The sequence below is a fragment of the Limnohabitans sp. genome (genome assembly GCF_034680285.1).
Lineage (GTDB): Bacteria > Pseudomonadota > Gammaproteobacteria > Burkholderiales > Burkholderiaceae_C > Limnohabitans_A.
The window spans coordinates 108,620-119,837 of the sequence record NZ_JAXITC010000013.1; the positions used below are offsets into that span (position 1 = coordinate 108,620).

General features: G+C 62.2%; 14 protein-coding genes. 10 read left to right on the forward strand and 4 right to left on the reverse strand.

The features are described 5' to 3' along the window. Positions 1-12: 12 nt before the first annotated feature. From bchI to SWE17_RS11845, 3 genes are all read right to left on the reverse strand, one after another. Entirely contained in the window at positions 13-1,038 is a 1,026-nt protein-coding gene (bchI, locus tag SWE17_RS11835; RefSeq protein ID WP_322993299.1) for a magnesium chelatase ATPase subunit I, read from the reverse strand. An 81-nt stretch (positions 1,039-1,119) separates the two neighbouring features. Further along, the gene (locus tag SWE17_RS11840) at positions 1,120-2,400 is read right to left on the reverse strand and encodes a Coenzyme F420 hydrogenase/dehydrogenase, beta subunit C-terminal domain (RefSeq protein ID WP_322993300.1); all 1,281 of its coding nucleotides are present in this window, start codon (positions 2,398-2,400) and stop codon (positions 1,120-1,122) included. 21 nt (positions 2,401-2,421) lie between these two features. After that, positions 2,422-3,012 (reverse strand): NnrU family protein, encoded by a 591-nt coding sequence (locus SWE17_RS11845; protein WP_322993301.1) that lies wholly within the window; start codon positions 3,010-3,012, stop codon positions 2,422-2,424. A gap of 193 nt (positions 3,013-3,205) precedes the next feature. Between SWE17_RS11845 and SWE17_RS11850 the strand changes: the two genes are divergently transcribed. The 10 genes from SWE17_RS11850 (at position 3,206) to ccmI (ending at position 11,010) form a co-directional block, all read left to right on the forward strand. Continuing rightward, entirely contained in the window at positions 3,206-3,532 is a 327-nt protein-coding gene (locus SWE17_RS11850; protein ID WP_322993302.1) for a high-potential iron-sulfur protein, read from the forward strand. Between the two features lie 196 nt (positions 3,533-3,728). Then, positions 3,729-4,370 (forward strand): cytochrome c biogenesis heme-transporting ATPase CcmA, encoded by a 642-nt coding sequence (gene ccmA, locus SWE17_RS11855; protein ID WP_322993303.1) that lies wholly within the window; start codon positions 3,729-3,731, stop codon positions 4,368-4,370. Between the two features lie 29 nt (positions 4,371-4,399). Next, positions 4,400-5,092: a heme exporter protein CcmB gene (gene ccmB, locus SWE17_RS11860; protein WP_322993311.1), complete on the forward strand. Its 693-nt coding sequence runs from the start codon at positions 4,400-4,402 to the stop codon at positions 5,090-5,092. Positions 5,093-5,102: 10 nt separating this feature from the next. Further along, positions 5,103-5,870, forward strand: coding sequence for a heme ABC transporter permease CcmC (gene ccmC, locus SWE17_RS11865; protein ID WP_322993304.1), 768 nt, complete (start codon positions 5,103-5,105; stop codon positions 5,868-5,870). After that, positions 5,867-6,061, forward strand: coding sequence for a heme exporter protein CcmD (gene ccmD, locus SWE17_RS11870; protein WP_322993305.1), 195 nt, complete (start codon positions 5,867-5,869; stop codon positions 6,059-6,061). Before ccmC ends, ccmD begins: the two co-directional genes overlap by 4 nt. Further along, positions 6,058-6,504 (forward strand): cytochrome c maturation protein CcmE, encoded by a 447-nt coding sequence (gene ccmE, locus SWE17_RS11875; RefSeq protein WP_322993306.1) that lies wholly within the window; start codon positions 6,058-6,060, stop codon positions 6,502-6,504. Before ccmD ends, ccmE begins: the two co-directional genes overlap by 4 nt. 27 nt (positions 6,505-6,531) lie before the next feature. Continuing rightward, a complete protein-coding gene (locus SWE17_RS11880; RefSeq protein WP_322993307.1) occupies positions 6,532-8,565 on the forward strand; it encodes a heme lyase CcmF/NrfE family subunit in 2,034 nt (677 codons plus the stop codon). Beyond that, entirely contained in the window at positions 8,562-9,176 is a 615-nt protein-coding gene (locus tag SWE17_RS11885; RefSeq protein ID WP_322993308.1) for a redoxin family protein, read from the forward strand. Before SWE17_RS11880 ends, SWE17_RS11885 begins: the two co-directional genes overlap by 4 nt. Continuing rightward, positions 9,176-9,745 (forward strand): cytochrome c-type biogenesis protein, encoded by a 570-nt coding sequence (locus SWE17_RS11890; RefSeq protein WP_322993309.1) that lies wholly within the window; start codon positions 9,176-9,178, stop codon positions 9,743-9,745. Before SWE17_RS11885 ends, SWE17_RS11890 begins: the two co-directional genes overlap by 1 nt. Then, the gene (gene ccmI / locus SWE17_RS11895) at positions 9,745-11,010 is read left to right on the forward strand and encodes a c-type cytochrome biogenesis protein CcmI (RefSeq protein ID WP_322993310.1); all 1,266 of its coding nucleotides are present in this window, start codon (positions 9,745-9,747) and stop codon (positions 11,008-11,010) included. The genes SWE17_RS11890 and ccmI overlap by 1 nt, the downstream gene beginning before the upstream one ends. A 45-nt stretch (positions 11,011-11,055) precedes the next feature. Here ccmI and SWE17_RS11900 read toward each other — a convergent pair. Further along, positions 11,056-11,218, reverse strand: a 163-nt coding sequence (locus SWE17_RS11900) for a uroporphyrinogen decarboxylase family protein (protein WP_322993312.1), incomplete at its 5' end; no start/stop codon positions are given.

The window sequence follows — 11,218 nt, forward strand, 5'->3', positions numbered from 1 at the left end:
CTTGCAGCCAATTCAGGCGGCCAGCACTTCTTGCAAGCTGCGCTGCACGCGCGCGCCCGAGTCGGTGTCGTCCAGCGGGTTGCGGCGCAGTCGGTGGCGCAGGGCCAGCGGAGCCATGCTTTGCAGGTGCTCGGCCTTCACCGCTTTGTGGCCTTGCAGCGCGGCATAAGCGCGTGTGGCCCGCAGCAGGGTGAGTTCGGCGCGCAGGCCGTCGGTGCCCAGTTGCTGGCACAGGCGGGCGCACAACATCAGCATGTCGTCGCTCACCTCGACCTCGTCCAACAGGTCACGCGCTTTGAGGATGCGCTTTTGCAGCTTCTGGTTGTCCTTGTGCCACAGCGCTTTGAAGGCGGCGGGGTCTTTGTCGAAGGCGTCGCGGCGTTTGATGATGCTCACGCGCAGGGCCAGGTCTTGTGGCGTGCGCACCTGCACCGACAGGCCAAAGCGGTCCAGCAGTTGCGGGCGCAGCTCGCCTTCTTCGGGGTTGCCGCTGCCCACCAACACAAAGCGGGCGGGGTGGCGCACGCTCAGGCCTTCGCGTTCGACCAGGTTCTCGCCCGAGGCGGCCACGTCGATCAAGAGGTCCACCAAGTGGTCGTCGAGCAGATTGACCTCGTCGATGTACAAAAAGCCCCGGTGCGCCTGGGCCAGCAGGCCGGGCGCGAAAGACTTCACGCCTTGCGACAGGGCTTTTTCCAAGTCGAGCGCGCCCACCACACGGTCTTCGGTGGCACCCAAAGGCAGGTCGACCACGGCCACTGGCTGGCGTTCGGTCACCACTTTGGCCTTGGGGTCGCGGGCTTGGCAAACCGGGCAGGCACTCGCCGGTTTGGCCGGGTCGCAACGGTAAGGGCAACCTTTGACGACCGAAATGGGGGGGAGCAGGTCGGCCAAGGCGCGAACGGCGGTGGATTTGCCCGTGCCCCGGTCGCCCAGCACCAGCACGCCGCCAATCGACGGGTCAACCGCCACCACCTGGATGGCGAGGGTCATTTCATCTTGACCAACGATGGCCGCAAAAGGGAAGGTCAATGCCATAGGGGGTGCATTCCGCAAAACTGATCTCGCCCCATCATCCAAAAGACACAGCGGAGTGTCAAGTTAAATTTACACTTGAGCTCAGTTTTTGGGGGTGCTGGTGCCCACTTTGTCGGATTCGGGTTGACCTTCCGGTTTCAAACCGTAACGCGCCGCCAAATCCCAAACGTGCTGCGGCAGCATGTTTTTGATGCGGGCTGGCGCCTCGCGGCGCAGGTGCAAGATGGATTCGATGGCCTTCATCTCGACCCGGGCGCGTGCAAACTCCAGGCCGCGCGGCCCCACCCGGGGCATGAGCCAGTTGACCAGCGGCTTGATCCAGGCGGGCATGCGCCGCAGCGGCAGGCCCCCTGCGGCGCGCTCGGTGTTGGCCATGAAGCCGCGCACCGGGCCATCCCGTTTGCCTTGGCTGATGGGCGCGCTGGTGACCAATTGCGATTGAATGCCGTCGAGCACCGCTTGCCCGCGTGCGTTGCGCACCAGCAACCACTGCTGGCCGTGCCCGCCCATGTAACCCACGGTGATGTCGGCCAGCACATTGGTGTAATCCACGCAGGTGCGGCAAGTCAGCGGGAAAAAGTCCGGCGGCAAGGTGGATAGCGGCAGGTTCAAAAACGGGATCAGGCGCTTGTCGCCCTGGTCGGTTCGCACCTCCACCTTGTAGTCGGCACGGAACTCGACGTAGCTGATGTCTTGTGGCCGGTCCGAAATCAGGCCCAGAAACTGGTGGAAGTTTTCGGTCGTGGTGTTGTCGGAACACGGTGTGCCAATGACGTAGAGCTGCTCCAGGCCTTGCTCGCGTTCGAGCTGCGGCTGGATGGCGCGCAGGGCGTAAATCTGGCAGGGGATGCCGATCACGGCCAGCCGTTTGTGGCCTTGTGCCAGCGCGGGCTCCACCAGGCTCAGCAGCGGCGCGTAACCCATGCGCATGCCACGGCACTGCGCCATGTCTTCAGCGCGGGTGACCAGCACCGGGCGCGGCCGCCAGCGGTCGTGCGGGTCAGCGGCCATGGCGATCACGGCGTCGACCAGGCCTTGTTCGAGCAACACCTCGGCCAAGCGGGTGGTGATGCCGGTCCACTGCGCGCCTTGGGTGGGCGGGTCGAGGCGTGCGCTCAGAATCTGTTGGTAAGGCCCGAAAAACAACTCGTCGGGCTGGGCTGGTTGAATGGCATTGCCCTGTTGGCGCACCCGGCCATGCACTCGGCGCTCCAGCCCCGGGTAATCGGGCTGGATGAATTGGCACGCTTGGCCGCAGCGCTTGGGGTCGTTGGTGCGCGACAGACCGCAGTCGGTGCAGAGCTTGCGGCTGGGCGCTTCAGCAGCAGCCCCAGCAACGGTCAGGGCGGAAGGTGTACCCATGGCTGTTACGGCAGTTGGCGATCAAACGGCGCGGGTGAAAAGCATCACACCCACCAGCCAGACGTGCAAGCCACCCATCAGGAAGGCCGCCCAGACGCCAGTGCCCACCACCACGGTCAGCAGGGTTCCCATCAGCTTGCCTTCAGGCGCAGAGTGCAGGCTTTGGCGATCGCGCTTTCGGGCGGCGCGGAACACCAGCACCGACCACACCAAAAAGCCACCAAAAAGGATCACATCGGCCAGATTGCCATTGGACAGCAAATGCCCCAGCGACCACACCTTGACAGACAAAGTCATGGGGTGGCGCAGTTTGGCCTTGATCTGGTTACCGGGCACATAAGAGGCCACGAGCAAAACCATCGCCACCCACATCAGCAAAATGGTGGCATGCTGCATGCCGCGAGGCGGTGTCCACAACACCACCGGCTCTAGCCGTGCCAAGCCATAGCCTTGCACCAGCAGGTACAGGCCCAGTGCCGCCACTGCGGCGTAAACAGCCTTGAAGCCCAGCGCCCCCCAGCGCTCAATGCCGCTTTGACGCAGCTGCGGGGTCAGACTTTGCAGCGAGTGAATGCCCAAAAAGAGCGCCAAACCGATCAGCAGTTGCAACATGTCAAAACCTTTGCGAGGGAGGAGGGAGCTTGAGCTGCATTCTGACACGGGCATGTCCACTGCGGTTGACATTTAAATGGCAGGGCTTTCCTGTGTGAATTGCTCGGGTATCCCGTTTTTGGTGACATCGTGACTGATGTGGCGCACAATGAACTGTCCAGTATTTTCTGGCTATCTCTTTCTGGAGCTGTCCATGTCCCGTTTTGCCAATTCCTCCTCTACCCGCCGCGTGTTCATGATGCAAGTGGCCACTGCCGCTACAGCTGTTTTGGCCGTGAGCGAAGCCTCTGCCCAAGCCATGGTCGATGAGAAAGACCCCCAGGCTGCTGGTTTGGCCTACAAGGCTGATGCCACCAAGGTCGATAAAGCCAAGAATCCCAAGTTCGTCGCGGGTTCCAACTGCGCCAACTGCGCTTTGTTCCAAGCCAAGGCCGGTGCCGCTGCAGGCGGTTGCCCCTTGTTTGCAGGCAAGCAAGTGTCCGCCAAGGCCTGGTGCTCGGCATGGGCCAAAAAGGCCTGATGACCCAGCAGTTTTCAGCGGTCTGAGACCTGCTGAGACCCCAAAAACCGCCTCAGGGCGGTTTTTTTGTGCCCATTGGCATGCTCAATGTCAGGGCATACCCTGATTTACTGGACTGAATCAAGGCTTTGAACACACAAAGTGTCAATCTGTCATTACACTTTGCCTTGTCTTCAACCGACCAGAAAGCCCTTTCATGGCGTCTTGGGTGCTCACAGCGATGGACCTGGCCTGCCAAAAGGCCCAGCGGACCTTGTTCGAGGGCGTGAGCTTTTCCGTCCCCGCAGGTCATTGGCTGCACATCGAAGGCAGCAATGGTTGCGGCAAAACCAGTTTGTTGCGCATCCTCTGCGGCTTGTCACCTGCCTCACGGGGTCAAGTGCTCTGGCCTTCTGCTTCACATTCCCATCTTGCGCGCCCCGATCGCTCAGTGCTCCATTACATGGGGCACGCTTTGGGGCTCAAACCCGACCTCACCGCGTGTGAAAACCTATGCATGGACGCCGAAGTCAGTGGCTTGGCGCTCAGCCGAGAACAAGCGCTGCAAGTGCTGTCCGCACAAGGCCTCCAAAGTCGGGCACACTTGCCCGTGCGGGTCTTGTCGCAAGGCCAGCGTCAAGGCGTGGCCTTGGCGCGCTTGCGCACCAGTCCGGCGAGGCTGTGGGTCTTGGACGAGCCCTTGGTGGGCTTGGACGCTCAAGCGACCGCCGCGGCACGCGCCTTGCTGCAGTCCCATGTGGATGCCGGTGGCGCTGTGGTCATGACCAGCCACCACGACGTGGGTTTGCAGGGTCCGGGTGCGCGGCTCCATTTGGGGCGAGAGGCCAGCGGCTCATGAACTCGCCCGCCATGACCGTTCCTGTCTCCATGCATTCACACCCCATGCCCAGTCCCTGGCGGGCGATGGGGGGGGTGCTGCGCCGCGACCTGCGCTTGGCCCTGCGCCGCAAGGCCGAGTGGTTGAGCGCTGTGTTTTTCTTTGTGTTGGTGGCGGCTTTGTTTCCACTGGCCATTGGCCCGGAGCCAGACACCCTGCGACGGATCGGCCCGGGGGTGTTGTGGGTGGCCGCTTTGCTGGCCAGCATGCTGAGCTTGGGCCGTTTGTTTGAGGCCGATCACCAGGATGGCAGCATGGAGCAACTGGCGCTGTCGGCCGCACCCCTGTCCTGGCTGGTCAGCGCCAAGCTGCTGGCGCATTGGTTGATCTCTGGCTTGCCCTTGGTGCTGTTGTCACCCCTTTTGGGTTTGCAGTTCGGTTTGGATCCGGAGGCTTTGGGCATGTTGGCCCTGACGCTCCTGATCGGCACCCCAGTGCTGTCATTGTTAGGGGGGATTGGCGCTGCCCTCACCTTGGGTGTGCGTGGGGGTGGGGTGCTGCAATCGCTCCTGCTTCTGCCTTTGTATGTGCCGGTGTTGGTGTTCGGCGCGGGCGCGGTCGAGGCACAGTTGCGCGGACTCGGGGCACAGGCCCATGTCTCGGTTTTGCTGGCGATGCTGTTGGCCGCAGCGGCGCTCAGCCCTTGGGCTTGTGCGGCGGCAGTCCGTTTGGCGCTGGAATGAGGGACGCGCTATGAAACTCTTTCACTACGCTGCGCCGCAACACTTCTACCCCCTGGCCGGTCGTTTGTGGCCTGGGCTGGCCTTGTTGGCCAGTGCTTTGGCGCTGGCGGGTTTGTGGGTGGGCTTCATGGTGGCACCGTCAGATGCACAGCAGGGTCAAGCCTACCGCATCATTTACATCCATGTGCCGGTGTCTTGGATGGCCATGGTCATTTACCTGGCCATGGCTTTTTGGAGCGTGCTGGGCCTGGTGTTCAACACACGCTTGTCGGGCCTGATGACGCGGGCGCTCGCGCCCACCGGGGCCTTGCTGGCCTTTTTGTCGCTGTGGACCGGGGCCTTGTGGGGCAAGCCCATGTGGGGCACCTATTGGGTGTGGGACGCAAGGCTGACCTCGATGTTGATTTTGTTGTTTTTGTATTTGGGTTACATCACACTGACCTCGGCCATCGAAGACCCGCGCCGCTCGGACCGGGCAGGCGCCTTGGTGGCCGTGGTGGGCGCGGTGAACGTGCCCATCATTTATTTTTCGGTCAAGTGGTGGAACACCTTGCACCAGGGTGCCTCGGTCTCAATCACCCAGTCGCCACGCATGGCCAGCATCATGCTGACCGGCATGTTGCTGATGAGTTTGGCAGTGTGGTTGTATGCCGCGGCCATTGCTTTGTGGCGTGTGCGCAGCTTGATTTTGGAGCGTGACAGCCACGCAGGCTGGGTGCAGCAACTGCCTGAGGTGCTGGCCCACCGCGCGCAACGAGCGTTGAGAGGTGCCACATGATTTGGCAAAGTGCCGCTGAATTTTGGGCCATGGGTGGCTATGGCGTGTACGTTTGGGGCAGCATGGGCGTGAGCGCGGCTTTGCTGGCGCTGGAGGCCTTGCTGGTGCGCAGAGGTCGCCGTCATGCCTTGGATGTCGTGTGCGAGGCCATGGACGCTGCCGAAGACACACAAACAGGAGGGCACTCATGAAAAGCCGTCAGAAACGCCTTTTCGGCATCGGCTTGGGCGTTTTGCTTTTGTGCGGTGCGGCTTATTATGTGCTCAATGCGTTCCAGAGCAACCTGGTTTTTTTCTTCACACCGACGCAAGTGGCGGCGGGAGAAGCGCCCAAAGACGGGCACTTTCGCGTTGGCGGTTTGGTCAAGGTGGGCAGCATCCAGCGCGATGGCATGGCGGTGGCCTTTGTGGTGACCGACACACACCAAGAAGTGCCCGTGCGCTATGTGGGGTTGCTGCCCGATTTGTTCAAAGAGGGCAAGGGCGTGGTGGCGCAAGGTCGCCTCGATGCAGGTCGCTTGTTTGTGGCCAGCGAGGTACTGGCCAAGCACGACGAAAACTACATGCCGCCCGAAGCCCAGCACGCGCTGGACGAGGCAGCCAAGGCCCGTGTGGGTGCGGCGGTGGTGCGGTGAAGCGCGTTGACCTGAACGGAGCCGTGTATGTGGCCTGAAGCAGGACATTTGGTCTTGATCATGTCGGCTTGGGTGGCCTTGGCCTTGGCTGTGCTGCCGCTGTGGGGCAGCCTGTCTGAGCGGCGTGCCGGCTGGCAAGCTTTGGCGCGCCCCTTGGCGGTGTTGCAGTTGGTGCTGATTTTGTTGGCCTTTGGGGCGTTGTGGCATGCGTTTTATGTCCATGATTTCAGCGTCAAATACGTGGCCCACCATTCCAACACCTTGCTGCCCACGCCTTACCGTTTGTCGGCCATCTGGGCGGGACATGAGGGCTCGCTGCTGCTGTGGGTCTTGATGCTGGCGCTGTGGTCGGTGGCGGTGGCCACATTTTCAAAACGTTTGCCGCAGTCCCTGGTGGCCCAAGTGTTGGGCGTCATGGGTGCGGTGTCGGTGGGTTTTTTGGTCTTCATCCTCACCTTGTCCAACCCCTTTGCACGGCAGTTCCCGGCGCCGTCCGAGGGGCGCGACTTGACGCCTTTGTTGCAAGACCCCGGGTTGGTGATTCACCCGCCGATGCTCTACATGGGCTATGTGGGTTTGTCGGTGGCCTTTGCTTTTGCCATGGCGGCCTTGTTGTCGGGGCGGATGGATGCCGCTTGGGCGCGTTGGGCGCGGCCTTGGACCGTGGCGGCCTGGGGGTTTTTGACGCTGGGCATCGCTTTGGGATCGTGGTGGGCCTATTACGAACTGGGTTGGGGTGGGTGGTGGTTTTGGGATCCGGTGGAAAACGCTTCGCTCATGCCTTGGTTGGTGGCCACGGCCCTGATCCATTCGCTCATGGTCACCGACAAGCGCGGGCAGTTCAAGGCCTGGACGGTGCTCTTGGCCATTGGCGCTTTTTCACTCAGTTTGCTCGGCACATTTTTGGTCCGCTCGGGTGTTTTGACCTCGGTACACGCCTTCGCCACCGACCCGGCGCGGGGCGTCTTCATCTTGCTGTTTTTGGTGGTGGTCGTGGGCGTTTCGCTGGCCTTGTTTGCTTGGCGGGCACCGCAGTGGGCCAACGCCTCGCAGCCGGTGGCGGGCTCGCGCGAATCTTTTTTGCTGCTCAACAGCGTGCTTTTGGTGGTGGCCATGGCGGCGGTGCTGTTGGGCACCCTGTACCCGCTGATCATCGATGCACTGAATCTGGGCAAACTTTCAGTCGGGCCGCCTTATTTTGAACGCGTGTTTGTGCCCTTGATGGTGCCACTCTTGCTGGCCATGGTGCCGGGCACGGTGGTGCCTTGGCATGTGGCGCGTTGGGCGGCGGTGCGCTCGGTCTTGGTGCCCGGGGCCTTGGCGCTCTTGCTGGCCAGTGCCTGGGCCACTTGGGGTGGGGCTCCGGTGGTTGAGGGCGGTGCGATCACTCTGGGTGGCTGGCTCACCGTGATGGGCGGCACCCTGGGCGGCTGGATTGTGTTGTCGGGCGCTTGGCAAGTTGTTCTGCGCTTGCGCCTGCCAGGTTCACCGGGCTTGGCTTGGTGGGGCATGCAGGTGGCGCACCTGGGCGTGGCGGTTTTGGTGCTGGGCATCACCGGTGTCAAGTCCTTTCAGGTCGAGCGTGATGTCCGACTGGGTCTGGGCGATTCGGTCCATGTGGCTGGGGTGCGTTACCAACTCATCAGTGTGGACAACCATTTGGGGCCGAATTACTTGGCCTTGCGCGCGCACCTGAAGCTGTTTGAAGGTGGGTCGGGTGATGAGCGACAGGTGAGTTCGCTCAAGCCCGAAAAGCGCCGCTATGCATCGAGCGCGATGCCCATGACCGAGGCGGCGATTGACCGCAACCTGTGGCGTGACCGCTATGTGTCATTGGGTGAGCCCCTGGCGGGCGAGCCGCCGCAGTGGAGTTTCCGGGTCTACCACAAGCCTTTTGTGTCGTGGATCTGGCTGGGTGCCGTGTTCATGGTGTTGGGGGGTGGGTTGGCGGCTTTTGACCGGCGGTATCGTCAAGTCTCTGCGATAGACCGGATCACCAGGCATGTAACCAGCTCGCCAGGCGCAAGGCCTGCCGTTGAGACTCCAGGAGCCTTGTTGTGAGTGCGCCCTCTGCCATGACTGCAAGCCGCCGCATGCCGTGTTGGGTGTTTGTGCCCTTGGCGCTGTTTTTGGGCATGGCGGTTTTTTTGGCGGTGGGCCTCACGCGCAACCCACAAGAGATCCCTTCGCCGCTGATCGGTCGCCCTGCACCTGCCTTTGAACTGCAAGTGGTCGGCGGGCCGGGCGTGTTCAGTGCTGCGCAATTCAAGGGACAGCTCACCTTGGTCAACCTGTGGGCGACTTGGTGCGCCGGGTGCAAAGAAGAGCACCCGATTTTGATGGCACTGTCGCGCCAACCTGGCCTGAAGATGGTGGGCATCAACTACAAAGAACTGCAGGCCTCGGAACTTTCGGGCCAAGACCCGCAAAGCGCCGAGTCGGTCCAGAAAGCCACGGCGCGCAGCCAGGCCTGGTTGCAGAAACACGGCCAGGCTTTTGGTGTGAACCTGATGGACATGGACGGCCGGGTGGGGATGGATTTTGGCGTGTATGGCTTGCCTGAAACCTATTTGATTGACCGTGAAGGCGTGGTCCGCTTCAAGCATGCCGGAGCCTTGACGCCCGATGTGGTGCAGCAAAAACTGCTGCCCTTGCTGCGGGGGGTGAACTGATGAGCACGGTGCTGCATTGGATGCTGGCCAGCGTTTGGCTGTCGTGCGCCTGTGTGGCGGCCCAAGCGCCGGTTGGTTCGGCAATGGGTGCGACCAGTGCTGCGGCAAGTAGTGCAAAAAGCGGTGCGTCAGTGCCATCGGCTGTGCAGGCGACTTTGCCAGGTGTCGGCGCGCCCGTGGCAGCGCACGCCGATGCGCCCATGTCCGCCCCTGTGCAGGCGCGTTGGGACCACATCGCGGCCGAGTTGCGTTGTCTGGTGTGCCAAAACGAATCACTTGCATCGTCGAATGCAGAGTTGGCGGTGGACTTGCGACGCGAGCTGCGCGGCCTGATCGAGCAGGGCCAAAGCGATGCCGATATCCGCAGCTTTTTGGTCCGCCGTTATGGTGACTTTGTGCTCTACAAGCCCGAGGTCAAGCCCGTGACTTGGCTGCTCTGGTTTGGTCCCTTTGCGCTCCTGTTGTGCGCACTGGTGCTGGCACTGCGCTTGATGCGTCGAAAGGCCGCAGCGCCCGCCCCATTGACCGACAGCGAACGCGCACGGGTTCGCCAACTGCTGGAGTCCTGATGTCTTTGTTTCCTCCCTGGCTGGGTTTGTTGTGGGTATTGTTGGCCTTGGGTGCGGTGTCCGCGTGGTTCTTGCGGCGTGGGTTGAAAAACCCAGCCTTGGTCGAGGTGCCCGAGCTGCAGTCAAAAACCAACCGCATGATTCACCAGGAACATCTGGCCGATCTGGACCGTGCTTTGGCCGAAGGCCGTTTGACGGCGCTGCAGCATCAGTCGGCTCGCGACGAGTTGCTGCGCCATCTGTTGGACGATGCGGCGCAGGCCGATGACCGACCCATTGCGGTTGTCCCTGCGCGATGGCTCTGGATGGTCGTGGCCTTGGTGGTGCTCAGTGGCCTGAGTTATGTGCAATTGGGTGCGCCCCAGACTTGGTCGCCTGAGCCTTTGAGCCAAAGGGTGCGGATCAGCGCCACCACGCCCGAGCAATTGGCCGAGCAAACCCGCGTGTGGCAAGAAGCCACCCAAAAACGCCCGGAGGATGCCCAGGCTTGGTTGACCTTGGCGCGGCTGCATGCTGCCCAAAACGCACATGCCCCGGCCGAGCAGGCTTTGGCACGGGTGCTTGCCTTGTCGCCCGAGCCCGAACTGTGGATTGAGCGGGCGCAGATGAAGGCCTTGAGTGCAGGCGGTGTTTACGCCGGAGAGCCTTGGCAGTGGATTCAAGACGTGCTGCGCACACAGCCTCAGCACCTGAACGCCTTGGTGCTCGCAGGCAGCGCGGCTTTGTCGGAAAAAAGATACCCCGCAGCGCAAGATTACTGGCAGCGTGCCTTGGCTTTGGTGCCTGCCGACAGTGAGGCTGGCCAAGGCCTGCAGCAGGCGCTGGCGAAAACGGCCGAGAGGGTGGCCGAGCTGGCGGCGGCTCCGGCAGCTGTTGGTGAAGCGAGGGCATCAGCCTTGTCGGCGGCGACTCCGGTGGGCGATGCCAAGCCTCTGATTCAGGGCGAGGTCCGTGTTTCACCCGAAGTGCAAAGTCAAATTTCAGCAGGCGCGACCCTGTTTGTTTACGCCATGGCCGAAGAGGGCTCGCGGCGCCCTGTGGCCATCTGGCGGGCTACGCCAACCTCATGGCCGGTGCGTTTTGCCTTGAGTGACAGCATGGGCATGGGGGCACCGCCCGTGTTGTCATCGTTTTCGCAAGTGCGCTTGGTGGCTCGTATCTCCAAAACCGGATCGGCGCAAAAGCAAGAGGGCGATCTGCAGGTGGAATTGCCGGGTGTGAAGACCGGCGTGCAAGGCGTCGTACTTCAAATCAGCGGTCGCTGACACCTGCTGCAAGCCGGGTGCACAGCGTGCACCCGGGGAACTGGGTCAGCCCTGACGCAGCTTGCGTGAATGGCTGTGCACCGCCTCGACCAGCGCCGTCACATGCTCGGGCGGGGTGTACTGGCTGATGCCGTGGCCCAGGTTGAAGATGTGAGTGGGGCCGGTGGTGTTGCGGTCGGTGTGGGGCGTGCCAAAGCTGTCGAGCACA

What these genes read in the sequence shown, in the direction of transcription:
- bchI (WP_322993299.1), bottom strand. Translation starts at nt 1,038, where the DNA reads ATGGCATTGACCTTCCCTTTTGCGGCCATCGTTGGTCAAGATGAAATG.
- SWE17_RS11840 (WP_322993300.1), bottom strand. Translation starts at nt 2,400, where the DNA reads ATGGGTACACCTTCCGCCCTGACCGTTGCTGGGGCTGCTGCTGAAGCG.
- SWE17_RS11845 (WP_322993301.1), bottom strand. Translation starts at nt 3,012, where the DNA reads ATGTTGCAACTGCTGATCGGTTTGGCGCTCTTTTTGGGCATTCACTCG.
- SWE17_RS11850 (WP_322993302.1), top strand. Translation starts at nt 3,206, where the DNA reads ATGTCCCGTTTTGCCAATTCCTCCTCTACCCGCCGCGTGTTCATGATG.
- ccmA (WP_322993303.1), top strand. Translation starts at nt 3,729, where the DNA reads ATGGCGTCTTGGGTGCTCACAGCGATGGACCTGGCCTGCCAAAAGGCC.
- ccmB (WP_322993311.1), top strand. Translation starts at nt 4,400, where the DNA reads ATGCATTCACACCCCATGCCCAGTCCCTGGCGGGCGATGGGGGGGGTG.
- ccmC (WP_322993304.1), top strand. Translation starts at nt 5,103, where the DNA reads ATGAAACTCTTTCACTACGCTGCGCCGCAACACTTCTACCCCCTGGCC.
- ccmD (WP_322993305.1), top strand. Translation starts at nt 5,867, where the DNA reads ATGATTTGGCAAAGTGCCGCTGAATTTTGGGCCATGGGTGGCTATGGC.
- ccmE (WP_322993306.1), top strand. Translation starts at nt 6,058, where the DNA reads ATGAAAAGCCGTCAGAAACGCCTTTTCGGCATCGGCTTGGGCGTTTTG.
- SWE17_RS11880 (WP_322993307.1), top strand. Translation starts at nt 6,532, where the DNA reads ATGTGGCCTGAAGCAGGACATTTGGTCTTGATCATGTCGGCTTGGGTG.
- SWE17_RS11890 (WP_322993309.1), top strand. Translation starts at nt 9,176, where the DNA reads ATGAGCACGGTGCTGCATTGGATGCTGGCCAGCGTTTGGCTGTCGTGC.
- ccmI (WP_322993310.1), top strand. Translation starts at nt 9,745, where the DNA reads ATGTCTTTGTTTCCTCCCTGGCTGGGTTTGTTGTGGGTATTGTTGGCC.